20 protein-coding genes are annotated in these 23,028 nt (G+C 72.3%); 13 read left to right on the top strand and 7 right to left on the bottom strand.

What is annotated here, in order from left to right; translation table 11 throughout:
• Positions 1-167: 167 nt before the first annotated feature.
• From AC4BDD_RS05020 to AC4BDD_RS05010, 3 genes are all read left to right on the top strand, one after another.
• A complete protein-coding gene (locus AC4BDD_RS05020; RefSeq protein ID WP_490691668.1) occupies positions 168-1,454 on the top strand; it encodes a M14 family metallopeptidase in 1,287 nt (428 codons plus the stop codon).
• Positions 1,455-1,609: 155 nt separating this feature from the next.
• The gene (locus tag AC4BDD_RS05015; RefSeq protein WP_490691667.1) at positions 1,610-3,271 is read left to right on the top strand and encodes a BCCT family transporter; all 1,662 of its coding nucleotides are present in this window, start codon (positions 1,610-1,612) and stop codon (positions 3,269-3,271) included.
• A gap of 115 nt (positions 3,272-3,386) precedes the next feature.
• A complete protein-coding gene (locus AC4BDD_RS05010) occupies positions 3,387-5,027 on the top strand; it encodes an ABC-F family ATP-binding cassette domain-containing protein (protein WP_490689743.1) in 1,641 nt (546 codons plus the stop codon).
• A 159-nt stretch (positions 5,028-5,186) separates the two neighbouring features.
• Here AC4BDD_RS05010 and AC4BDD_RS05005 read toward each other — a convergent pair whose 3' ends face one another.
• From AC4BDD_RS05005 to AC4BDD_RS04990, 4 genes are all read right to left on the bottom strand, one after another.
• Entirely contained in the window at positions 5,187-7,577 is a 2,391-nt protein-coding gene (locus AC4BDD_RS05005; protein ID WP_490691666.1) for a Tex family protein, read from the bottom strand.
• Between the two features lie 83 nt (positions 7,578-7,660).
• Positions 7,661-7,801 (bottom strand): LPFR motif small protein, encoded by a 141-nt coding sequence (locus tag AC4BDD_RS05000; RefSeq protein WP_490689742.1) that lies wholly within the window; start codon positions 7,799-7,801, stop codon positions 7,661-7,663.
• A 117-nt stretch (positions 7,802-7,918) separates the two neighbouring features.
• Entirely contained in the window at positions 7,919-8,782 is an 864-nt protein-coding gene (locus tag AC4BDD_RS04995) for an SCO6745 family protein (RefSeq protein ID WP_490689741.1), read from the bottom strand.
• A gap of 69 nt (positions 8,783-8,851) precedes the next feature.
• Complete coding sequence (locus tag AC4BDD_RS04990; protein WP_490691665.1) at positions 8,852-9,607, bottom strand: enoyl-CoA hydratase/isomerase family protein; 756 nt, start codon at positions 9,605-9,607, stop codon at positions 8,852-8,854.
• A gap of 324 nt (positions 9,608-9,931) precedes the next feature.
• Here AC4BDD_RS04990 and AC4BDD_RS04985 point away from each other — a divergent pair, with 324 nt between their 5' ends.
• A complete protein-coding gene (locus AC4BDD_RS04985; protein WP_490689740.1) occupies positions 9,932-10,552 on the top strand; it encodes an ATP-binding protein in 621 nt (206 codons plus the stop codon).
• On the opposite strand, the gene idi is transcribed toward AC4BDD_RS04985, so the two are convergent.
• The 3 genes from idi to galE form a co-directional block, all read right to left on the bottom strand.
• Positions 10,527-11,144, bottom strand: coding sequence for an isopentenyl-diphosphate Delta-isomerase (gene idi / locus AC4BDD_RS04980; protein ID WP_490689739.1), 618 nt, complete (start codon positions 11,142-11,144; stop codon positions 10,527-10,529). The genes AC4BDD_RS04985 and idi overlap by 26 nt on opposite strands.
• 101 nt (positions 11,145-11,245) lie before the next feature.
• Positions 11,246-12,163 (bottom strand): cation diffusion facilitator family transporter, encoded by a 918-nt coding sequence (locus AC4BDD_RS04975; protein WP_490689738.1) that lies wholly within the window; start codon positions 12,161-12,163, stop codon positions 11,246-11,248.
• Between the two features lie 57 nt (positions 12,164-12,220).
• Entirely contained in the window at positions 12,221-13,207 is a 987-nt protein-coding gene (galE, locus tag AC4BDD_RS04970; RefSeq protein ID WP_490689737.1) for a UDP-glucose 4-epimerase GalE, read from the bottom strand.
• 266 nt (positions 13,208-13,473) lie between these two features.
• Between galE and AC4BDD_RS04965 the strand changes: the two genes are divergently transcribed.
• The 9 genes from AC4BDD_RS04965 to hpnD all read left to right on the top strand — a co-directional run bounded on the left by AC4BDD_RS04965 (position 13,474) and on the right by hpnD (position 22,961).
• A complete protein-coding gene (locus AC4BDD_RS04965; protein WP_490691664.1) occupies positions 13,474-15,381 on the top strand; it encodes a DUF5941 domain-containing protein in 1,908 nt (635 codons plus the stop codon).
• A complete protein-coding gene (locus AC4BDD_RS04960) occupies positions 15,378-16,130 on the top strand; it encodes a phosphocholine cytidylyltransferase family protein (RefSeq protein ID WP_490689736.1) in 753 nt (250 codons plus the stop codon). The genes AC4BDD_RS04965 and AC4BDD_RS04960 overlap by 4 nt, the downstream gene beginning before the upstream one ends.
• The gene (locus AC4BDD_RS04955; protein WP_490689735.1) at positions 16,118-17,191 is read left to right on the top strand and encodes an iron-containing alcohol dehydrogenase family protein; all 1,074 of its coding nucleotides are present in this window, start codon (positions 16,118-16,120) and stop codon (positions 17,189-17,191) included. Before AC4BDD_RS04960 ends, AC4BDD_RS04955 begins: the two co-directional genes overlap by 13 nt.
• Positions 17,157-17,948, top strand: a complete 792-nt coding sequence (locus AC4BDD_RS04950; protein ID WP_490689734.1) for a CDP-alcohol phosphatidyltransferase family protein — start codon at positions 17,157-17,159, stop codon at positions 17,946-17,948. The genes AC4BDD_RS04955 and AC4BDD_RS04950 overlap by 35 nt, the downstream gene beginning before the upstream one ends.
• A 38-nt stretch (positions 17,949-17,986) precedes the next feature.
• Positions 17,987-18,841 (top strand): glycosyltransferase family 2 protein, encoded by an 855-nt coding sequence (locus AC4BDD_RS04945; protein ID WP_490691663.1) that lies wholly within the window; start codon positions 17,987-17,989, stop codon positions 18,839-18,841.
• Positions 18,842-18,919: 78 nt separating this feature from the next.
• Positions 18,920-19,852 (top strand): ABC transporter permease, encoded by a 933-nt coding sequence (locus tag AC4BDD_RS04940; protein WP_490689733.1) that lies wholly within the window; start codon positions 18,920-18,922, stop codon positions 19,850-19,852.
• Positions 19,845-20,651 (top strand): ABC transporter ATP-binding protein, encoded by an 807-nt coding sequence (locus AC4BDD_RS04935; RefSeq protein WP_490689732.1) that lies wholly within the window; start codon positions 19,845-19,847, stop codon positions 20,649-20,651. Before AC4BDD_RS04940 ends, AC4BDD_RS04935 begins: the two co-directional genes overlap by 8 nt.
• Before the next feature lie 493 nt (positions 20,652-21,144).
• The gene (gene hpnC, locus AC4BDD_RS04930; protein WP_490689731.1) at positions 21,145-22,011 is read left to right on the top strand and encodes a squalene synthase HpnC; all 867 of its coding nucleotides are present in this window, start codon (positions 21,145-21,147) and stop codon (positions 22,009-22,011) included.
• On the top strand, positions 22,008-22,961 hold the full coding sequence (gene hpnD / locus AC4BDD_RS04925; RefSeq protein ID WP_490689730.1) for a presqualene diphosphate synthase HpnD: 954 nt from the start codon (positions 22,008-22,010) through the stop codon (positions 22,959-22,961). Before hpnC ends, hpnD begins: the two co-directional genes overlap by 4 nt.
• The last annotated feature ends 67 nt before the right edge of the window (positions 22,962-23,028 follow it).

Below are 23,028 nucleotides of genomic sequence, written 5' to 3'. Positions count from 1 at the left end.
TCATATGGTCGACACTTCGTTGACACGAGACGCCCCATCTGCCCGTTTGCGGCGGCGCGTTCGGACCTGGCCCCCTTCTGTGCGGGCGTCCCTCGCGCTACCGTCCGGGCGTGTCGTGACCCCCACCGCGGCCCGGCCGCCACGCCAAGGAGGCACCTTCAGTGAGAGTGAGCGCATCCCGGGTCCGGACCGCCCTGTGCGGCATCGTCGGCGTGGTCCTGGCCGCCTCAGCCCTCACCTCGCCCGCGCTGGCCGAGCCCCAGGCGCCCCGCACCGGCTTCGAGACCAGCCACGGCGCCCGCTGGACCACCCAGCCCGAGGAGCGGGACTTCCTCGCCGCCGTGGCGGCGGCCGGCGACCGGGTCACCGTCCGGCGCATCGGCACCACCACGCAGGATCGCCCGCTGCGGCTGGTCCGCGTCGGCGGCAGCCGGCCCACCGCCCACACCGTGCTGCTCATCTGCTCCCAGCACGGCGACGAGCCCTCCGGCCGCGAGGCATGCCTGTCCACCATCCGTGACCTCGCCCTCGCCACCGACGAGCGCACACGGGCCTTCCTGGACCGTACGACCGTGCTGGTGGTGCCCACCGCCAACCCGGACGGCCGGGCCGCCGACACCCGCGAGAACGCCGACGGCGTCGACATCAACCGCGACCACATCGCGCTGCGCACCCCGGAGGCGCGGGCCATCGCGGGCGTGATCCGCGACCACCGCCCCGATGTCGTCTACGACCTGCACGAGTACGGATCCACCGCCCCGTACTACGTCAAGGACCTGCTGACCCTGTGGCCGCGTAACCTCAACACCGCGGGGGCGGTGCACGCCGAGGCCCGGACCCTCGCCGACACCTACGTCCGGCCCGAGGCGCAGCGGGCCGGGTACTCCACCGGGGTCTACGGCATCTGGACAGACCCGGTCACCGGTGAGCCGGTCAAGCAGGTCGCGGGCGACGGCCAGGAGCGCATCCTGCGCAACACCGCCGGGACCAAGCACGCGGTCGGACTGCTGGTGGAGACCCGGGTGGACGCCCTCACCGACGCCGAGAAGGCCGATCCGGCCGTCAACAACCGCCGCCGGGTGGACTCCCAGCAGGCCGCGCTCGCCGGACTGCTGGACTTCGACCGGGAGCGGCGCGGCCGGATCGAGGCGGCCACCACCGGCGCGCGGCTCGCCGGCCTCGCCGACCGCGGACCGGTGTACCTCGGCGGCGCGGACAACGACCCGCCCGCGGCGAGCGAGGTCCTCGCCGACCCGCCGTGCGGCTACCGCCTGGACGCCGGGCAGTACGCCGAGGTGCGGGACGAGCTGGCGCTGCACGGCGTGGTCGTGCGCCGGGACGGCGGCGGCTACCTGGTGCCGCTGCGGCAGTCGCTGCGCGCGCTCGTCCCGCTGCTCCTGGACGGCCGCGCCGCCTACCACCTGACCGTGGGCCGGCCGGAGAACGCCTGCTGAGTCCGTGGCCGCGTCGGGCCTTGGGACGCCGGCGCATGTGGTAGGGGGTACGGGATGGCCGGACATTCCGGTCAATCCCAGCGAAAGGCCGAGGCGTGCCCGAGACCCACGAAGGCGAGGAGGACGACTGGGGCGAGCCCCAGGTGACACCGGACATGCCCGGCAGCCCCCACGGCACGCACGTCCCGCACACCGACCGGGTGGTCTTCGGTGTCACCGCCGGACTCACCGTGGCGTTCGTCCTGTGGGGCGCGCTGGCCTCCGACACGCTGGAGGACGTGTCGAACAGCGCGCTGTCCCGGCTGATCCACAACGGCGGCTGGGCCTTCATGCTGGCCGCCTCCGGCTTCGTCCTCTTCGCCCTCTGGCTGGCCGTCAGCCGCTACGGCCGGATCACGCTCGGCGCCGAGGGCGAGGAACCGGAATTCCGCACCGTCTCCTGGGTCGCGATGATGTTCAGCGCCGGCATGGGCATCGGTCTGATGTTCTACGGCGTGAGCGAGCCGCTGGCCCACTTCGTCGAGCCGCCCCCGGGCACCCACCCGCAGAACGCCGCCGAGCGGACCCAGGAGGCGATGGCCACCACCCTCTTCCACTGGGCCCTGCACCCGTGGGCGATCTACGCCGTGGTCGGCATGGCCATCGCCTACGGCAGCTTCCGGCGCGGCCGCCGGCAGACCATCAGCGCCGTCTTCACCCCGCTGCTGGGGACCGAGCGCGCCCACGGCTGGGCCGGCCGGCTCATCGACATCCTCGCGATCTTCGCCACCCTCTTCGGCTCGGCCGCCTCGCTGGGCCTGGGCGCCCTCCAGATCGGCAGCGGCCTGGAGGAGCTGGGCTGGATGAGCCACGTCGGCACCGGGCTGCTGGTCGCGGTGATCGCGGTCCTCACCGTGGCGTTCGTCGCCTCCGCGGTCTCCGGGGTGGAGAAGGGCATCCAGTGGCTCTCCAACATCAACATGGTGCTGGCGCTCTGCCTGGCCGTGTTCGTGTTCGTCGTCGGGCCCACCGTCGTCATCCTCGACCTGCTGCCCACCACCATCGGCGCCTACTTCGGCGACCTGCCGCAGCTGGTCGGCCGCACCGAGGCGTCCGGCGGCCGCCGGGTCGCCGAATGGCTGGGCAGCTGGACGGTCTTCTACTGGGCGTGGTGGATCTCCTGGACCCCGTTCGTCGGCATGTTCATCGCCCGCATCAGCCGCGGCCGCACCATCCGGCAGTTCGTCGGCGGTGTCATCCTGGTGCCCAGCACGGTCAGCCTGATGTGGTTCGCCATCTTCGGCGGCACCGCGATCAAGCTCCGCGAGAAGGGCCACCTCAAGGGCGACATCACCCCCGAGGCCCAGCTGTTCGGAGTGCTCCAGGAGTACCCGGTCGCCACCGCCATGAGCGTGCTGGTGATGATCCTCGTCGGGATCTTCTTCGTCTCCGGCGCCGACGCCGCCTCCATCGTGATGGGCACCCTCTCGCAGAAGGGCTCCTTCGAACCGGCCCGCCTCGTCGTCGTCTTCTGGGGCGTGGTCACCGGCGCCGTCGCGGCCGTCATGCTGCTGATCGGCGGCGGCGGAGGCGAGGCCCTCACCGGGCTGCAGAACCTGACCATCCTGGTCGCGGCCCCCTTCACCCTGGTGATGGTGGCGATGTGCGTGGCCCTCATGCGCGACCTGCGGCGCGACCCGCTGATCGTGCGCGGCGAGAAGGGCGAGGAGGCGGTCTCCATGGCCGTCATCGCCGGGCACGAGAAGTACGCGGGCGACTTCGAGATCCGCATCGGCCCGGGCAGCGCCGGCAACCGCCCACCGGAGGGCGGGCCCTGACGAGGAGCCGGCCGGGCGCCGCGCTCCCGGTACCCGCGCGGCCGCCCCCTTCGCCCCGGCCGGAGTGAAAACCACAGGTGGGGCCGGGCGGACACCCCGTAGGATCGACGGTCTGATGACTGCCACCCTCGTAGCCAAGGATCTCGCCGCCGGGCACGGCGACCGCACCCTCTTCTCCGGCCTGGACCTCGTCGTCGCCCCCGGCGACGTCATCGGCCTGGTCGGCGCGAACGGCGCCGGCAAGTCCACGCTGCTGCGACTGCTCGCCGGGCTGGCCGGCCCGGAGCAGGGCGCGGTCAGCCTCAGCCCGCCGCACGCCACCGTCGGGCACCTCCCGCAGGAGCCCGACCGCCGCCCCGGTGAGACGGTGCGCGGCTTCCTGGCCCGGCGCACCGGCGTGGCCGCCGCCCAGGCAGAGCTGGACGCCACCACCCAGGCCCTCGCCGACGGAGCGCCCGGCGCCGACGACGCCTACGCCATCGCCCTGGAGCGCTGGCTCGACCTGGGCGCCGCCGACCTCGACGAGCGCGCCGAGGAGGTCACCGCCTCGCTCGGCCTGGACACCGGCCTGGACCGGCCCATGACCGCGCTCTCCGGCGGCCAGGCCGCCCGCGCCTCGCTGGCCTCGCTGCTGCTCAGCCGCTACGACATCTTCCTGCTGGACGAGCCGACCAACGACCTCGACCTGGACGGACTGCGCCGGCTGGAGGACTTCGTCACCGGCCTGCGGGCCGGCACCGTGCTGGTCAGCCACGACCGCGAGTTCCTCGCCCGTACCGTCCACAAGGTCCTCGAACTGGACCTCGCGCAAGCGCAGGTGACCCTCTTCGGCGGCGGCTACACCGCCTATCTCGAAGAGCGCGAGACCGCCCGGCGGCACGCCCGCGAGCGGTACGAGGAGTACGCCGACACCCGGGCGGCGCTGGAGGCCCGCGCCCGCACCCAGCGCGCCTGGATGGAGAAGGGCGTGAAGAACGCCCGCCGCAAGGCTTCCGACAACGACAAGATCGGCCGCAACGCCCGCGTCGAGACCACCGAGAAGCAGGCCGCCAAGGCCCGGCAGACCGACCGGCTCATCGAGCGGATGGAGGTGGTCGAGGAACCGCGCAAGGAGTGGGAGCTGCGCATGGAGATCGCCGCCGCGCCCCGCTCCGGCTCGGTGGTGGCCACCCTGCGCGGCGCCGAGGTGCGGCGCGGTGACTTCCACCTCGGGCCGGTGGACCTCCAGATCGACTGGGCGGACCGGGTGGCCATCACCGGCGCCAACGGCTCCGGCAAGTCGACCCTGCTCGCGGCCCTCCTCGGCCGCCTCCCGCTGGACCGCGGCGCGGCCTCGCTGGGCAGCGGGGTGGTGGTCGGCGAGGTCGACCAGGCCCGCGCCCTGTTCTTCGGCGGCGAGTCGCTGCTGGACGCCTTCGGGGCGGCCGTGCCGGAGCTGGATCCCGCCGCGGTGCGGACACTGCTGGCGAAGTTCGGCCTCAAGGCCGACCATGTGCTGCGTTCCGCGGCGACCCTCTCGCCCGGCGAGCGCACCCGTGCCGCGCTCGCCCTGCTCCAGGCCCGCGGCGTGAACCTGCTGGTCCTGGACGAGCCCACCAACCACCTCGACCTGCCCGCCATCGAGCAGCTGGAGTCCGCGCTGGCCTCCTACCCGGGAACGCTGCTGCTGGTGACGCACGACCGGCGGATGCTTGACGCTGTGCGCACGACGCGGCAGCTGAGGGTGTCGGGGGGCCGCGTCTCCGAGGGCCGCTGAGGCCGTCGCCGGGGGCTAGCCCCCGGACCCCCAGTCCTCAATCGCCGGACGGGCTTGAAATACCCCGGTCGGGCTTGAATTTCTGCCTGCGACGGGCGGAAGAACAAGCCTCTCCGGCGATTGAGGAGCGGGGTACGGGGCGGAGCCCCGGAAAAAGAGCTACAGCAGGCCGGCCCGCCGCAGCGCGTCCGCCATCGCCCCGTTCGCCGGAGCCGCCGCGTCCCGGTTACCGCCACCGCCGCCACCGCCGCCGCGCGACTCCCGCCCGCTGCCCCGCCGCTGCTGCGGCGCGCCGCGCCGGGGGCCACCGCGCTCGCCCCGCTCACCGCGGTCCCGGCCGGCGCCAGCGCCGGCACCGGCACCGGCCTGCGCGGCCGCGTCGTCGTCCAGCCGGAGCGTCAGCGAGATCCGCTTGCGCGGGATGTCGACGTCCAGGACCTTCACCTTCACGATGTCGCCCGGCTTCACCACGTCCCGCGGGTCCTTGACGAACGTCTTGGACATCGCCGAGACGTGCACCAGACCATCCTGGTGGACGCCGATGTCGACGAAGGCCCCGAAGGCCGCCACATTGGTGACCACGCCCTCCAGGACCATTCCGGGCGCCAGGTCGCCGAGCTTCTCGACGCCCTCCTTGAAGGTCGCGGTCTTGAACGCCGGGCGCGGGTCGCGGCCCGGCTTCTCCAGCTCGCGCAGGATGTCGGTCACCGTCGGCAGACCGAACTTCTCGTTGACGAAGTCGGCCGGCCTCAGCGAGCGCAGCACGGTGGAGTCGCCGACCAGCGCGGCGACCTCCCCGCCCACCGACTTCACCATGGCCCGCACCACCGGATAGGACTCCGGGTGCACGCTGGAGGCGTCCAGCGGGTCGTCCCCGCCGCGGATCCGCAGGAAGCCCGCGCACTGCTCGTACGCCTTCGGGCCCAGCCGGGCCACGTCCTTGAGCGCCTTGCGGGACCGGAACGGCCCGTTCGCGTCACGGTGCGCCACGATGTTCTCGGCCAGGCCCGCGCCGATGCCCGAGACCCGGGCGAGCAGCGGAGCGGACGCGGTGTTCACGTCCACCCCCACGCCGTTGACGCAGTCCTCGACGACCGCGTCCAGCGAACGCGAGAGCTTCACCTCGGACAGATCGTGCTGGTACTGGCCGACTCCGATCGACTTCGGGTCGATCTTGACCAGTTCGGCCAGCGGGTCCTGGAGGCGTCGGGCGATGGAGACCGCGCCGCGCAGCGACACATCGAGACCCGGCAGCTCCTGCGAGGCGAACGCGGAGGCGGAGTACACCGACGCGCCGGCCTCCGAGACCATCACCTTCGTCAGCTTCAGCTCCGGGTGCCGGCTGATCAGTTCACCGGCGAGCTTGTCGGTCTCCCGGGAGGCGGTGCCGTTGCCGATGGCGACCAGTTCGACGGCGTGCTCCTTGGCCAGCCGGGCGAGCCTGGCCAGCGAGTCGTCCCACTTGTTCTGCGGCACATGCGGATAGACGGTGTCGGTGGCCACGACCTTGCCGGTGGCGTCCACCACGGCGACCTTCACCCCGGTACGGAAACCGGGGTCCAGGCCCAGGGTGGCGCGGGTGCCCGCCGGGGCGGCCAGCAGCAGGTCCCGCAGATTGGCGGCGAAGACGCGCACCGCCTCGTCCTCCGCGGCGGTGCGCAGCCGCAGCCGCAGGTCGATGCCGAGGTGGACCAGGATGCGGGTGCGCCAGGCCCAGCGCACGGTGTCCGCCAGCCACTTGTCGGCGGGCCGGCCGCGGTCGGCGATGCCGAAGCGCCGGGCGATGATCGGCTCGTACGAGGAGGGGCCGGGCTCCGCGGCGGGCTCCTCCGGCTCCAGGGTGAGGTCGAGGACCTCCTCCTTCTCGCCGCGCAGCATGGCCAGCACCCGGTGGGAGGGCAGCTGGGTGAACGGCTCGGCGAAGTCGAAGTAGTCGGCGAACTTCGCGCCTGCCTCCTCCTTGCCCTCCCGCACCCTGGTCGCCAGCCGGCCCCGGCCCCACATCCGCTCACGCAGCTCGCCGATGAGGTCCGCGTCCTCCGCGAAGCGCTCGGTGAGGATGGCCCGCGCGCCCTCCAGCGCGGCTGCCGGATCCGCGACGCCCTTGTCCGCGTCGACGAACGCGGCCGCGGCGGCGAGCGGCTCCACCGACGGGTCCCCGAGCAGCCCGTCGGCGAGCGGCGCGAGGCCCGCTTCGCGCGCGATCTGCGCCTTGGTACGCCGCTTCGGCTTGAAGGGCAGGTAGATGTCCTCCAGCCGGGCCTTGGAGTCGGCGGCCAGGATCTGCCGCTTGAGCGCCTCGTCGAGCTTGCCCTGCGACTGGACCGAGTCGAGGATCGCGGCCCGGCGATCCTCCAGCTCCCGCAGATAGCGGAGCCGCTCCTCGATCGTCCGCAACTGGGCGTCGTCGAGCATCTCGGTCGCTTCCTTGCGGTAGCGCGCGATGAACGGCACGGTCGAGCCGCTGTCGAGCAGCTCGACAGCGGCCTTGACCTGCCGCTCCCTTACGCCGATCTCCTCGGCGATCCTGCCTTCGATGGACGTCGTCACGATCACGCTCGGCTTCCTTGTCATCCCGTCCACTTAGCGGTCTGCATTGTGGCAGGTGACGGAGGCGGGGCGATCGAGGCGGGTCAGACATGCCGACGGCGCGCCCCGCCGCCGCCACGGGAACCCCCGCCGAAGAGTCGGGCGAGAGCGCGGAAGGGCAGCGTGACGACGTCGGCGAGGGTCGAGCCGATGGCACGCAGCACATCGGCGATGGCGCGGAACATGATTCCTCCCGGCAGCGAGTCGCCTCCGTGCGGAGGCGCGGATGCCGGTCGGGTAACCGCCCACCCGTTCGGTAAACCCCGCCCGCCCGGGTGGGCCACGGGTCCCGCGGGCGCGCGTCAGCCGGCGCTGCGGAGGTCGGCCGGGAAGGCCCCCGCCGCGACCGCCGTGGTGGTGAACGCGCCGGCCAGCTCGGTGAGCCGTTCGACCCCGGGGGCGCCCAGGTGCTCGTACGGCGCCCGGTCCAGCCGGTCCGTCTCGTTCTCCAGCGCCTTGCGCAGCTGAGTGCCCGCATCGGTCAGCCGGCCCGCGGCGTCCATCAGTCCCCGCTCGCGCAGCCGGTCCTCCGCCGCCTGCCACTCCTCGTCCGTCCAGCCGCGGGTGGCCTGGAGCCATTTGCGCGACGGGCCGTGGCCGCTGGCGGTGTGGCTGGCCAGTGCTTCGACGGGGTCCAGCCCGGCGGCCACCAGGGCCATCAGATGCCCGTCGCCACGGTGCTCGCGCAGCAGCGTCGCGGCGTGCCACAACGCCAGGTGAGGGGCGTCGGGGACGGGCAGGTCGGCGTGGGCCGAGTAGAGCGGACGGGCCGCGCGCGAGCACGCCTCGGTGGCGCGCAGCGCCAGCTCGGCGGCCTCCGCCATCTCCTTGGAGGCGATCACCTCCTCGCCGAGCAGCCGCCCCAGCACCGCGTCGACGGCGCGCAGCCGGATGTCGAGCGCCGCCTGCGGGGAGACGACCTCCCAGGCGGCGGGCAGGTGCCGTGCCACGAGCTCGTACTTGAAGTTGTGGAAGGTCGCGGTCACGGTGCCCGGGCCGACTGGACCCAGCGCCGCCGAGCGGGCGACGAAGTAGGCGGCGGAGCGCTCCGGAAGGCCGAGCGCCGAGAGCTCCCGGTGGTAGTCGGGGGCGAAGTAGACGGCGGAGTGCAGGGGGTTGATGACGTGGTGACAGCGGCGGCCGGCGCGGTCGGGCAGTGAAGTCATGCCCGCACGTTACTCGCGGGTATCGGGAACGACCAGCCCCTCCGCGGTCCGGCGCGGAGCCCGGAGGCGTCAGTGCCGGGGTGGTGTCCAGGTGAAGCGCGGCGTCCGGCGTTCCAGGAAGGCGCTCACGCCCTCCCTCTCGTCGTCGCTGCCGCGCGCCTGCTCGGCCCAGTACGCGATGCGGGCCGGGTCGGCCGGGCCCGCGGCGAACTCCTTGGCCGCCGCCTGCGTCAGCTGCGAACGGGAGGCCAGTACCGCGGCGAACTCGGTGACCCGCTTGTCCAGCGCGCCCGCCGGCAGCACCTCGTCCACCAGTCCGGTGCGCAGCGCCCGGTCCGCGTCGATCAACTCGGCCGAAAAGAGCAGGTATTTGGCGGTGGCCGGGCCTACCAGCTCCACCAGTCGCCGGGTCGAGGACGCCCCGTAGACGATGCCGAGCCGCGCCGGGGTGATCCCGAACCGGCTGCCCTCCTCGGCGAACCGCAGGTCGCAAGCGGCCGCCAGCTGGCAGCCGCCGCCCACGCAGAAGCCCCGGATCGCGGCGAGGGTCGGCTTGGGGAAGGCGGCGAGCGCCTCCTCGGCGGCCACCGCCAGCCCCTTGGCCTCGCTCGACCCGGCCAGCCCCGAGATGTCCGCGCCCGCGCAGAAGGTGTCCCCGGCGCCGGTGAGGACCAGGGCCCGCACGGCCGGGTCGGCGGCGTAGTGCGCCAGCAGGGCGGGCAGCTCGCGCCACATGCCGGCCGTCATCGCGTTGCGCTTGGCGGGGTTGCGGATGACGACGGTCGCGACGCCGTCCGCGCTCGCGTGCTCCAGGCCGGGCTCCATGGGCTCCATGCGGCGGATCGTATCCGGCCCCCTCGGCCGGACGGCGCCGGTACCCGGGATCACGGGCGGTCACCGGGGGCGCAGGCGAGCGCTCCCGGAGCCGGAAGTAGTCGATCGGGAGCTGTCAGAGGTCTGGCTGATGGGCGCGAAATCGGTCAGATGCCATCGATACCCGCTGACTTGTGTTCAGTGGCCCAGGCCATGCCCGGTGATTCCCAACACTCGACGTGAGCGGTCGGGCTGCGGCTGGGGGTACCGCCCAGCGGCGGGCCCCAGGGCCTGGCGGCCCGGGCGGCGTCCCCAGGGGGAGGGTGGGTATCGGACATGGAGATCCTGGGGAGCGTCCCTCCGGACCATGGACGGACGGCGCCCCGCGCGCCGATGACGTACGAGGGGGCCTGGCGCTTCACCGCCCCCGCGCTGGACTCCTCCGTGCCGCAGGCCCGGCACGCGGTGCGCGACCTGCTGCTCCACCAGCGGGTGCCGACCGGCGGCGATCTGCTGCCCAACCTGCTGCTGATCGTCTCCGAGCTGGTGACCAACGCCGTCCGGCACGCGGCGCTGCTCTCCCCGCAGATCGCGATCGAGGTGTCCATCGGCCCCGACTGGGTGCGCGTCGCGGTGGAGGACAACCACCCCTACCGGCCCACTCCGCTGGCGGCGGACCACTGCGGGACCGGCGGGCGCGGGCTGCTGCTCGTCCAGGCCATCACCAGCGAGGCGGGAGGGGTCTACGACGTCGAGCACACCGCCGGCGGCGGCAAGGCGGTGTGGGCCGCCCTGCCGCTCGTCCCGGGGCGCTCGGCCGCCGCACACACCGCACCCGGCGTGGCGGCCACTCCGGTCGCGCCCGTCACGCCCGCCACCCCCGTCGCGCCGGCCGCCCCCGTTACGCCGGTCGCTCCCGTCGTGGCGCCGGTCACCAACCCGCGCCGGGCCCGGTGATCTCCCGGATCACCGGCCGCGCCGCGTCGAGCACGGTCATGAACCACGCCGAGAACGGACCTCTCTCGCGCAGCGCGCGCAGCTCGTCCGGGGTCACGAAGGCCGTCTCGCCGACCTCCTCCGGATCCGGCCGCGGCGTCGCCCGCAGCACCCCCGCGAACAGGTGGTTGTACTCCTGCTCGACCAGTCCGGAGGCCGGATCCGGGTGGTTGTAGCGGACCGTGCCCGCCTCCCGCAGCAGCGCGGGCGCCACCCCCAGCTCCTCGCCGGTGCGCCGGGCCGCCGCCACGAACGGCGGCTCCCCGGGGTAGGGGTGGCCGCAGCAGGTGTTCGACCAGACACCGGGGGAGTGGTACTTGCCCGGTGCCCGGCGCTGGAGCAGCAGCCGCCCCTCGTCGTCGAAGAGGAAGACCGAGAAGGCGCGGTGCAGGCGGCCCGGCGGCAGATGGGCGGAGAGCTTCTCCGCGGTGCCGATGGTCACACCCGTCTCGTCGACCAGTTCGAGCATGATCGGGTCCGTGGATCCGGTCGGTGCGGTGGCCGCACCGGCGGCGGTGTCGGCGGTACGCCCATGTGCGCGTGTGATCGGCATGACCATCCTCATTGTCGGTCGGGAGCCTTCAAGTCTGGCAAATCTCGCCCGCTTGACGGCGGGTTCTCACAGGTCGCGGGAACGGTTGTCGAGACGGTTGTCTACAGGCACGGCCGGGCCTCGTGCTCAGCATGTCCACCAGGCTCCAGTTGGAACGTGCAATGCCTGACATCGAAATGTTCGCCGAGGCAGCCCTGAAGATCGTGGAGCATCCGCTCGTGGCCCCTCGCGTCCAGTACGTCCGGGCTGATCACGACATGTGCGGACAGCACCCGCAGCCCCGAGGTGATGGTCCAAACGTGGAGGTCGTGCAGGTCCTCGACGCCCGCTACGGCCAGGATGTGACTGCGCACCTCGGCCATGTCGACATCCCGGGGCGCCGCCTCCAGCAGCACGTCCAGCGTCTCCCGCAGCAGCTTCCAGGTGCGCGGCACGATCATCAGCGCGATCACCAGCGAGGCCACCGGGTCCGCCGCCTGCCAGCCCGTCGCCACGATGACCACGGCCGAGACGATGACCGCCACCGAGCCCAGCGCGTCCGCCAGCACCTCCAGGAAGGCGCCCCGCACGTTCAGGCTCTCCTGCTGGCCGGGCAGCAGCAGAGCCAGCGACACCGCGTTCGCGGCCAGGCCGATCGCGCCGAAGACGATCGTCAGCCCGCCCTCGGTGCCCGCCGGGGACACCAGCCGGCGCACCGCCTCGATCAGGACGTAGCCGCCCACCCCGAACAGCAGCAGGCAGTTCCCCAGCGCGGCCAGGATCTCCGCCCGCGCCCAGCCGTAGGTCCGCTGGGCGCTCGGCGGCCGGCCCGCGACGTGGATCGCCAGCAGCGCCATGGCCAGCCCCACCGCGTCGGTCGCCATATGGCCGGCGTCCGCCAGCAGCGCCAGCGAACCGGCCACCAGCCCACCGACGATCTCCACGGCCATCACCAGCAGCGTGATGGCCAGCGCGCACCGCAGCCGCCACCGGTGCGCGGCCGCGGCGGTGCCGTGACCGTGGCCGTGGCCAGCGCCCATGATGCTCCTCCCGCTCAGCTCACCGGTGCTCCCAGTGAACTACGGCGGCAGGCCGGGTCAGCCGCGCCGCGCCTCCGGATGGTGCAGGCACCACCCTTCCCACGCCGACTCGACCATCGACCGCACATCGTGCCGGGCGTGCCAGCCCAGCTCCTTGCCGATCAGCTCGGCGGACCCCACCACGCGCGCCGGGTCACCCGCCCGGCGCGGCTCGACCAGCGGCCGAAGCCCCGTGCGGCCGGTGACCTCGCCGATGAGATCGGCCATCTCGCGCACCGAGACGCCCTGGCCGGTGCCGATGTTCACGGTCAGATCCCCGGCGACGTCCTGCCCGGCGAGCCGGCGGGCCACCGCGAGATGGGCCTCGGCCAGGTCCTCGATATGGATGTAGTCACGGACGCAGGTGCCGTCCGGTGTGGGGTAGTCGGCGCCGAAGATCCGCGGCGCCTCGCCGCGGGTGATCCGGTCGAACATCATCGGCACGATGTTGAAGATCCCGGTGTCCGCCAGCTCGGGCCGTGCCGCCCCGGCCACGTTGAAGTAGCGCAGGCAGGCCGTGGAGATGCCGTGCGCCGCGCCGGTGGCCCGCACCAGCCACTCGCCCGCCAGCTTGGTCTCGCCGTAGGGGTTCACCGGCGCGCAGGGCAGGTCCTCGGTGACCAGGTCCACATCCGGCATGCCGTAGACGGCGGCGGAGGAGGAGAAGACGAAGTTGCCGATCCCGGCCGCGACGACCGCCTCCAGCAGCACGGTCAGCCCGTGCACGTTCTCCCGGTAGTAGCGCAGCGGCTGCTCCACGGACTCCGCGACCTGCTTGCGCGCCGCCAGGTGCACCACCCCGGTCACGCCGAGGTCGGCGAAGGTCGCGTCCAGCAGCTCACGGTCGAGCGTGGACCCGGTCACCAGCGGAACGCCGGCCGGCAGCCGCCCCGGGATGCCGCTGGACAGATCGTCCAGCACGGCGACCCGCTCGCCGGCCTCCGCCATGACCCGCACTACATGCGCCCCGATATATCCGGCACCACCGGTGATCAGCCATGTCATGACGGCACCCTATCCACCGGGGCCGGGGGCGGGCGTTTGTCGGGGGAGCGCGGATCCACCATGATGATCGCGGCAGGCGCAACCGTCAGTCACCCGATCGCGGAGTGAATGTGCGGTGAACGGGTGCTTCTATCCATCCGATAGCCTCTGCCGACGTGCCGCCCGCCCCGCGCAGGGCTTCAGGCGTGCGCCGCCCGCTGCCCGCGTGCTGGGGACAGCCGTGGCCCGGCGTCGCCGCCATGCCAGATGCCAAGGAGTGAGTTCGTCTGTCGACCGCCATTCTCACCGGTCCACCGGTCGTCGGCTCGTCCCTCGCGGACGACCTCCGGTCGCTGGGGTTCGACGTGCGTATGGCGGCTGACGCCGCCGGTATCGCGACCGAGCTGGCCGCGGTGCCTGCCGGCGAGCGCGTCGCCCTGGTGGACCCCCGCTTCCTCGGCCACGTCCACAGCCTGCGCCTGGGCCTCACCGACCCCCGCTTCCCCGCGGCGGCGATCCCGGGTGCGCTGACGGTCCAACCCGAAGCACGCGCCACGCTGACCACCGTTGTGGGCAGTCGTTCCGCAGGGGCGATGGGGGCACCTCCCAGCGGTAGCTGGGGGAGGGTGGGCACAACCCGGCCACCGGCCGGCAGCCTCGCACGAGACGGGCTGGGCAATGGCGATGGCGCGTCGCCGGCTGCGGGCACATCGCCGGATCAGCTGGCAGCCGGCCTGGACGCCGCAGGCGTCAGCGTGCACCGGCCCGAGCTCGGCGTCCTCGTCGCCGTCGTCCCCACCGAGCCGGAAGCCCGCGCCAGGACGCGGGCCGACATCGCCGCGGTCGACGACGAAGAGGTACGGCTGCGCAGCGCCGTGAAGTCCCGCGACGGGTTCTTCACCACCTTCTTCATCAGCCCGTACTCCCGCTACGTCGCCCGCTGGTGCGCCCGCCGCGGCCTCACCCCCAACCACGTCACCACCGCCTCGCTGCTCACCGCGCTCATCGCGGCCGGCTGCGCGGCCACCGGCACCCGGCCCGGCTTCGTCGCGGCCGGCGTGCTGCTGATCGCCTCCTTCGTGCTGGACTGCGCCGACGGCCAGCTGGCCCGCTACTCGCTGCAGTACTCCACGCTCGGGGCCTGGCTGGACGCCACCTTCGACCGGGCCAAGGAGTACGCCTACTACGCGGGCCTGGCGCTGGGCGCGGCGAACAGCGACGGCGGCGACGACGTCTGGGCCCTCGCGCTCGGCGCCATGGTGCTGCAGACCTGCCGCCATGTCGTCGACTTCTCCTTCAACGAGGCGAACCACGACGCCACCGGCAACACCAGCCCCACCGCCGCCCTCTCCGACCGGCTCGACAGCGTGGGCTGGACGGTCTGGGCGCGCCGCATGATCGTGCTGCCGATCGGCGAGCGCTGGGCGATGATCGCCGTCCTCACCGCCGTCACCACCCCGCGCGTCACCCTGACAGTGCTGCTCATCGGCTGTGCGCTCGCCGCCTGCTACACCACCGCCGGCCGGGTGCTGCGCTCGCTCACCCGCAAGGCCCGCCGCACCGACCGGGCGGCGGAGGCGCTGGCCGACCTGGCCGACTCCGGGCCGCTCGCCGAAGGCTTCGCCGCCGCCTTCAAGAACCCCGCCCGCGCGCTGCCCGGCTTCGCGGCCCCGGCCGTGGCGCTGCTCGGCGCGGTGGCCGTCGTCACCGTGGCGGGTACCACATCCTTCGGCGGACCCTGGCCGCTGATCGCCGCCCTCGGCTACGCGCTCGCCTCGGGCCTCGCCGTCGCCCGGCCGCTGAAAGGCCCGCTGGACTGGCTGGTACCGCCCTTCTTCCGGGCGGCGGAATACTGCACCGTACTGGTGCTTGCGGCCCGATCCGGGGTGAACGGGGCATTGCCTGCGGCTTTCGGCCTCGTGGCGGCCGTCGCCTACCATCACTACGACACGGTGTACCGCATCCGCGGTGGCACCGGTGCGCCGCCGCGCCGACTGGTGCGGCTGATCGGCGGGCACGAGGGGCGGACCCTGGCCGTCACGGCCGCCGCAGCCCTCTGGCAGGACCAAGGCTTCACCATCGCGCTGACGGCCCTCGCGGGGGCCCTGGCGCTGGCAGTGCTCATCGAGAGCATCCGCTTCTGGGTGTCCTCCGGAGCACCCGCAGTACACGACGAAACAGGAGAACCCGCATGATCGGCCTCGTGCTGGCCGCCGGCGCCGGACGGCGTCTGCGTCCCTACACCGACACCCTTCCCAAGGCCCTGGTGCCGGTCGGCCCGGAGGGGCAGGAGGACAGCCTCACCGTCCTCGACCTGACCCTGGGCAACTTCGCGGAGGTCGGTCTGACCGAGGTCGCGATCGTCGTCGGCTACCGCAAGGAGGCCGTGTACGCGCGCAAGGAGGCCCTTGAGGCGAAGTACGGCCTCAAGATCACCCTGATCGACAACGACAAGGCCGAGGAGTGGAACAACGCCTACTCCCTGTGGTGCGCCCGTGACGCCATCCAGCACAGCGTGATCCTCGCCAACGGCGACACCGTGCACCCGGTCTCCGTCGAGAAGACCCTGCTCGCCGCCCGCGGCAACGGCCAGAAGATCATCCTCGCCCTCGACACGGTGAAGCAGCTCGCCGACGAGGAGATGAAGGTCATCGTGGACCCCGAGAAGGGCGTCCAGCGCATCACCAAGCTGATGGACCCGGCCGAGGCCACCGGCGAGTACATCGGCGTCACCCTCATCGAGGGCGAGGCCGCCGCCGACCTGGCCGACGCCCTGAAGGTGACCTTCGAGCGCGACCCCGACCTCTACTACGAGGACGGCTACCAGGAGCTGGTCAACCGCGGCTTCAAGGTCGACGTGGCCCCGATCGGCGACGTCAAGTGGGTCGAGATCGACAACCACGACGACCTCGCGAAGGGCCGTGAGATCGCGTGCCAGTACTGACCCGACTCATCCCCTCCCCGGTCGTCGTCGACATCCGTGCCGGGGCCCTGGATGACCTCGCGGGGGTCCTGGCCGACCAGCGCATCTCCGCCTCGGGGAAGCTGGCCATCGCCATCAGCGGCGGTTCCGGGGCGGTGCTGCGCGAGCGGCTCGCCCCGGCGCTGCCCGGCGCCTCCTGGTACGAGGTCGGCGGCGGCACGCTGGACGACGCGATCAAGCTCGCCGACGCGATGAAGTCCGGGCACTACGACGCGGTCGTGGGCCTGGGCGGCGGCAAGATCATCGACTGTGCGAAGTTCGCCGCGGCCCGGATCGGCCTGCCGCTGGTCGCCGTCGCGACGAACCTCTCGCACGACGGTCTGTGCTCGCCGGTCGCCACGCTGGACAACGACGCGGGCCGCGGCTCGTACGGCGTCCCGAACCCGATCGCGGTCGTCATCGACCTCGACGTCATCCGCGAGGCCCCGGTCCGGTTCGTCCGATCCGGCATCGGCGACGCGCTCTCCAACATCTCCGCCGTCGCGGACTGGGAGCTCTCCCACCGCGAGACCGGCGAGCAGATCGACGGACTGGCCGCCGCGATAGCGCGCCAGGCCGGCGAGGCCGTGCTGCGGCACCCCGGCGGGGTCGGCGACGACGGCTTCCTGACCGTGCTCGCCGAGGGCCTGGTGCTCACCGGCATCTCGATGTCGGTCGCCGGGGACAGCCGTCCGGCCTCCGGCGCCTGCCACGAGATCAACCACGCCTTCGACCTGCTCTTCCCCAAGCGCGCCGCCAGCCACGGCGAGCAGTGCGGCCTCGGCGCGGCCTTCGCGATGCACCTGCGGGGTGCCCGCGAGGAGTCCGCGCTGATGGCCGAGGTGCTGCACCGGCACGGGCTGCCCGTGCTGCCGGAGGAGATCGGCTTCACCGCGGACGAGTTCGTCCAGGTGGTGGAGTTCGCGCCGCAGACCCGCCCCGGGCGCTACACCATCCTGGAGCACCTGGACCTGTCCACCGACCAGATCAGGGACGCATACGCCGACTATGCCAAAGCTGTCAGTCAAGCCATCCGTGGCTGAACTCCGCCCGGTCGTTCACCCCGAGGGCGTGAAGGACCGGCGGAGCGGTGAGCACTGGATGGGACGCCTCTACATGCGTGAGGTGTCCCTGCGGGTCGACCGCCACCTGGTGAACACCAGGATCACGCCCAACCAGCTCACGTACCTGATGACCGTCTGCGGTGTCCTCGCTGCCCCGGCGCTGCTGGTGCCGGGGATACCGGGGGCGGTGCTCGGCGTCGTCATGGTCCAGCTCTACCTGCTGCTGGACTGCGTCGACGGCGAGATCGCCCGCTGGCGGAAGCAGTACTCGCTGGGCGGTGTCTACCTGGATCGCGTGGGCGCCTACCTGACCGACGCCGCCGTGCTCGTCGGCTTCGGCCTGCGCGCCGCCGACCTGTGGGGCAGCGGCCGCATCGACTGGCTGTGGGCGTTCCTGGGCACCCTCGCCGCCCTCGGCGCCATCCTGATCAAGGCCGAGACCGACCTCGTCGGTGTCGCCCGCCACCAGGGCGGCCTGCCGCCGGTGAAGGAAGCCGCGTCCGAGATGCGCTCCTCCGGCATGGCGCTGGCCCGCAAGGCCGCCGCCGCCTTCAAGTTCCACCGCCTGATCCTCGGCATCGAGGCGTCCCTGCTGATCCTGGTGCTGGCCATCGTCGACCAGGCTCGCGGCGATCTGTTCTTCTCCCGGCTCGGCGTCGCGGTGCTGGCCGGTATCGCACTGCTGCAGACCGTGCTGCACCTGGTGTCCATCCTCGCCTCGAGCAGGCTCAAGTGAGCGCGGGCACCCTGAAGGTCGGCGCGGTTGTCCTCACCATGGGCAACCGCCCCGACGACGTGCGCGCCCTGCTCGACTCGGTCGCCGCGCAGGAGGGCGAGCCGATCGAGGTCGTCGTCGTCGGCAACGGCTCGCCGCTGCCCGCGTACGACGTCCCGGGCCTGACCGTGCGGACCGTCGAGCTGCCGGAGAACGTCGGCATCCCGGCCGGCCGCAATGTCGGCATAGAGGCCTTCGGCCCCGGCGGCCGCGACGTCGACGTGCTGCTCTTCCTCGACGACGACGGACTGCTGCCCGAGAAGGACACCGCCGAGCTGTGCCGGCAGGCGTTCGCCGCCGACCCGAAGCTGGGCATCATCACCTTCCGGATCGCCGATCCGCTGACCGGCACCACCCAGCGCCGCCATGTGCCGCGGCTGCGCGCCTCCGACCCGATGCGCTCCTCCCGCGTCACCACCTTCCTCGGCGGCGCCAACGCGGTCCGCACCACGGTCTTCACCCAGGTCGGCGGGTTGCCGGACGACTTCTTCTACGCCCACGAGGAGACCGACCTCGCCTGGCGGGCGCTGGACGCCGGCTGGATGATCGACTACCGGTCGGACATGGTGCTGCACCACCCGGCCACGGCACCGAGCCGGCACGCGGTCTACCACCGGATGGTCGCCCGGAACCGGGTCTGGCTCGCCCGCCGCAACCTGCCCGCCGTGCTGGTCCCGGTCTACCTGGGCGTCTGGATGCTGCTCACCCTGCTCCGCAAGCCGTCCAAGGACGCCCTGCGGGCATGGTTCGGCGGATTCCGGGAAGGGTGGAAGACTCCCTGCGGTCCCCGCCGTCCCATGAAGTGGCGTACGGTGTGGCGCCTGACCCGACTGGGTCGACCTCCTGTCATCTGACAAGCTCTGATCGACGAGCATCGGGAGCACCCGGGGCGAGGCCCCGGCACCGCCCCGACGAGGACGAAAGTGTCAACTGTGAGCGAGACTACGCACGACAGTGCGGTCGCGGCCATGAGTGCCCCGCCATCACCCGACGACGGGCTGACCCCCGCCCAGCTGGCGCAGAAGTACGGGCTGAACGTCAGCGGCGCGCGGGTGGGCCTGCGCGACTACGTCCGGGAGCTGTGGGGCCGGCGCCACTTCATCCTGGCCTTCTCGCAGGCCAAGCTCACCGCGCAGTACAGCCAGGCCAAGCTCGGCCAGCTGTGGCAGGTGGCCACCCCGCTGCTGAACGCGCTGGTGTACTACCTGATCTTCGGGCTGATCCTGAACGCCAGCCGGGGCATGGACAAGAACACCTACATCCCCTTCCTGGTGACGGGTGTCTTCGTCTTCACCTTCACCCAGAGCTCGGTGATGGCGGGCGTCCGCGCGATCTCGGGGAACCTCGGCCTGGTGCGGGCCCTGCACTTCCCCCGTGCCGCACTGCCGATCTCCTTCTCCCTCCAGCAGCTCCAGCAGCTGCTGTTCTCGATGATCGTGCTGGTCATCGTCTCGGTGAGCTTCGGCAGCTACCCGAGCCTGTCCTGGCTGCTGATCATCCCGGCGCTGGCGCTGCAGTTCGTGTTCAACACCGGTCTCGCGCTGATCATGGCCCGGCTGGGTTCCAAGACGCCGGACCTCGCGCAGCTGATGCCGTTCATCCTGCGGACGTGGATGTACGCCTCGGGCGTGATGTTCTCCATCCCGCACATGCTCAAGGACAAGCCGGGCTGGATCGCCGACGCCCTCCAGTGGAACCCGGCCGCGATCTTCATGGACCTGATGCGGTTCGCGCTGATCGACGACTACAGTTCCTCGAACCTGCCGCCGCACGTCTGGGCGGTGGCACTCGGCTGGGCGGTCCTCTTCGGCGCCGGCGGCTTCGTGTACTTCTGGAAGGCAGAGGAGCAGTACGGCCGTGGCTGAGCAGACCCCCGAAGCGAACCGGAGCAGGGCCGCCGACGGCGGCCGCATCCCCACCGTGATCGCCGACGATGTGCACATCGTCTACAAGGTCAACGGCGGCGCCCGCGGCAAGGGCAGCGCCACCGCGGCGCTGAACCGGATCGTCCGCCGCAAGGACGCGCCGGGCATGCGCGAGGTGCACGCCGTCCGCGGTGTCACCTTCGTCGCCTACCGGGGCGAGTCGATCGGGCTGATCGGCTCCAACGGATCGGGCAAGTCCACCCTGCTCAAGGCGGTGGCCGGACTGCTGCCCACGCACAGCGGCAAGGTCTACACCGACGGGCAGCCCTCGCTGCTGGGCGTCAACGCGGCGCTGATGAACGATCTGACCGGCGAGCGGAACGTCATGCTCGGCGGCCTGGCCATGGGCATGTCGCGGGAGCAGATCCGCGAGCGCTACCAGCAGATCGTCGACTTCTCCGGGATCAACGAGAAGGGCGACTTCATCACGCTGCCGATGCGCACCTACTCCTCCGGCATGGCGGCCCGGCTCCGCTTCTCGATCGCCGCGGCCAAGGACCACGACGTGCTGATGATCGACGAGGCGCTGGCCACCGGTGACCGGAAGTTCCAGAAGCGCTCCGAGGCCCGCATCCGCGAGCTGCGCAAGGAGGCGGGCACCGTCTTCCTGGTCAGCCACAACAACAAGTCGATCCGGGACACCTGTGACCGGGTGCTGTGGCTGGAGAAGGGCGAGCTGCTGATGGACGGCCCGACCGACGAGGTCATCAAGGCGTACGAGAAGGAGACCGGCAAGTAGCCGGCCCACCGCCCCGGCCGTCCCGACGCGTCCGCATCGTGGACGGCTTTCCCCAAGGCCCCGACCGGCACTCCGGCGGGGCCTTGAGCCTTTCACGGGGCCGTGCGCACGGCCCCGCGAAGACAGCACGCCCGGGCGACCTTCCGTACGTACGTGCTGTCGTAGGCGTAAGCTGGCCCGGTGTCCATCCGGACCTTGCCGGACGCATGTCCCAGTCGCCCGTCCGGGGGTGAGTGGTCACCCGCCGCTGACCGGGCGGCGCGGCGTGTCCGGATCGTCCCGATCCTGCTTACCGGTGTAGAACGGGGGATGTGACGGCTTTGGCTAGACGGCCCACCTCCAGCACTCCCGCAGGGCCCGGTCGCCGGGTCCCGTGCTCAGGCGCGGTCCTCACCCCTATGCCTGGCTGTCCACGGTGACCGTGGAGGACGAGCACAGCGGGCCCCCTCTCACGTCGCACAGCCGCTCCGAGCGGCAGGCGCACCCACAGACCGTGCTCGACAAATCCGCGCACGAGAACTTCCCGGTCGCCCCCTTCTTCGTCCCCCGCGCCTGGCGCGCCGACCTCATGGCCATCTACGGCTACGCCCGTCTGGTGGACGACATCGGCGACGGCGACCTGGCCCCGGGCGGCATCGACGCCGAGCTCCTCGGCCTCGACCGGGAGCGGGCCGAGGACCCGTCGGCGATGCTGGACGCCTTCGAAGCGGACCTGCGGAGGGTCTTCACCGCGGGCCGGGAGGAGCCGCGCCACCCGCTGCTGCGCGCCCTGGTGCCCATGGTGCGCCGCTGCGCGCTGACCCCGGCCCCCTTCCTGGGGCTGATCGAGGCCAACCGGCAGGACCAGCGGGTCCGCCGCTACGCCGGATACGCCGACCTCCTCGACTACTGCGAGCTGTCCGCCAACCCGGTGGGCCGGCTGGTCCTGGCCGTCACCGGATCCGTCAGCCCCGAGCGGGTGCGCCACTCGGACCGGATCTGCACGGCGCTGCAGATCGTCGAGCATCTGCAGGACGTCGCCGAGGACCTCCGGCGGGACCGGATCTACCTGCCCGCCGAGGACCTCAAGCGCTTCGGCGTCACGACAAGCGACCTGGCCGCGCGGACCGCCGCACCCGGTGTCCGCGCGCTGATCGCCTTCGAGGCGGAGCGCGCGGGAGCCCTGCTGGACGAAGGGGCCGCGCTGGTCGGAAGCGTCCACGGCAGGCTCAGGCTGCTGCTCGCCGGATTCGTGGCCGGCGGGCGGGCCGCGCTGGGCGCGATCGCGGCCGCGGGACACGACGTCCTCCCAGGACCGCCCAAGCCCACCAAGCTCAGCCTGCTGCGCGAGGTGGGGGCCACACTGCGAAGAGAGGGGTGAACCGGACCGTGGACGGATCTGGGTACGCGTCTCCGCCGGTGCTGGCGGCGTACCGTTACTGCGAAGCCGTGACCGGACAGCAAGCCCGCAACTTCGCCTACGGCATCAGGCTGCTCCCGACCGAGAAACGGTTCGCCATGTCCGCGCTGTACGCCTTCTCCCGCCGGGTCGACGACATCGGCGACGGCGAGCTGCCGCTGGACGCCAAGATCGACCGGCTCGCCGAGACGCGCGCGCTGCTCGGCCGGATCCGGGACGGCTCCGTCGCCGAGGACCACACCGACCCGGTCGCCGTCGCGCTCGCGCACTCCTCCCGCCGCTTCCCGATCCCGCTGAACGGCCTCGACGAGCTGATCGACGGGGTGCTGATGGACGTCGCCGGCCAGACCTACGAGACCTGGGAGGACCTCTCGGTCTACTGCCGGTGCGTGGCCGGCGCCATCGGGCGGCTCTCGCTCGGCGTGTTCGGTACCAAGGGGAGCGCGAGGGATGCCGTTCGCGCCCCCGAGTACGCCGATACCCTCGGCCTCGCTCTCCAACTCACCAATATTCTCAGGGACGTTCGCGAGGACGCCAGGAACGGCCGCACCTATCTGCCCGCCGAGGACCTCGCCAAGTTCGGCTGTCCGCCGATCCTCTCCACCGCCACCGCCCCACCCGAGGCCGACTTCACCGGGCTGGTGCAGTTCGAGGTGAGGCGGGCGAAAGCCCTGTTCAGCGAGGGGATGCAGTTGCTGCCGATGCTCGACCGGCGCAGCGGCGCCTGCGTCGCCGCGATGGCCGGCATCTACCGCAGACTGCTTCGGCGCATCGACCGCGATCCGGCGGCCGTGCTGCGCGGGCGCGTCGCGCTGCCCGTCCACGAGAAGGGCTATGTCGCGCTGCGCGGTCTGGCCGGACTGGATGCCCGGAGCGTCGCCCGGCGCAATGGGAGGGGACAGCCGCGATGATCCGGGCATACATGAGCGAGCGGCACGCCGGCGGACCCGGCCAGGCCGTCCGGACCGCCCTCCAGGA

The sequence above is a fragment of the Streptomyces sp. JLBT605 genome (assembly GCF_058215555.1).
The sequence above is the reverse complement of the archived record's forward strand: the minus strand, read 5'-3'. Positions and strand labels throughout refer to the sequence as shown.

Coding starts and splice junctions, on each gene's coding strand:
- AC4BDD_RS05015 (WP_490691667.1), top strand. CDS start 1,610: ATGCCCGGCAGCCCCCACGGCACGCACGTCCCGCACACCGACCGGGTG.
- AC4BDD_RS05010 (WP_490689743.1), top strand. CDS start 3,387: ATGACTGCCACCCTCGTAGCCAAGGATCTCGCCGCCGGGCACGGCGAC.
- AC4BDD_RS05000 (WP_490689742.1), bottom strand. CDS start 7,801: ATGTTCCGCGCCATCGCCGATGTGCTGCGTGCCATCGGCTCGACCCTC.
- AC4BDD_RS04995 (WP_490689741.1), bottom strand. CDS start 8,782: ATGACTTCACTGCCCGACCGCGCCGGCCGCCGCTGTCACCACGTCATC.
- AC4BDD_RS04990 (WP_490691665.1), bottom strand. CDS start 9,607: ATGGAGCCCGGCCTGGAGCACGCGAGCGCGGACGGCGTCGCGACCGTC.
- AC4BDD_RS04985 (WP_490689740.1), top strand. CDS start 9,932: ATGGAGATCCTGGGGAGCGTCCCTCCGGACCATGGACGGACGGCGCCC.
- idi (WP_490689739.1), bottom strand. CDS start 11,144: ATGCCGATCACACGCGCACATGGGCGTACCGCCGACACCGCCGCCGGT.
- AC4BDD_RS04975 (WP_490689738.1), bottom strand. CDS start 12,163: ATGGGCGCTGGCCACGGCCACGGTCACGGCACCGCCGCGGCCGCGCAC.
- galE (WP_490689737.1), bottom strand. CDS start 13,207: ATGACATGGCTGATCACCGGTGGTGCCGGATATATCGGGGCGCATGTA.
- AC4BDD_RS04960 (WP_490689736.1), top strand. CDS start 15,378: ATGATCGGCCTCGTGCTGGCCGCCGGCGCCGGACGGCGTCTGCGTCCC.
- AC4BDD_RS04950 (WP_490689734.1), top strand. CDS start 17,157: ATGCCAAAGCTGTCAGTCAAGCCATCCGTGGCTGAACTCCGCCCGGTC.
- AC4BDD_RS04945 (WP_490691663.1), top strand. CDS start 17,987: ATGGGCAACCGCCCCGACGACGTGCGCGCCCTGCTCGACTCGGTCGCC.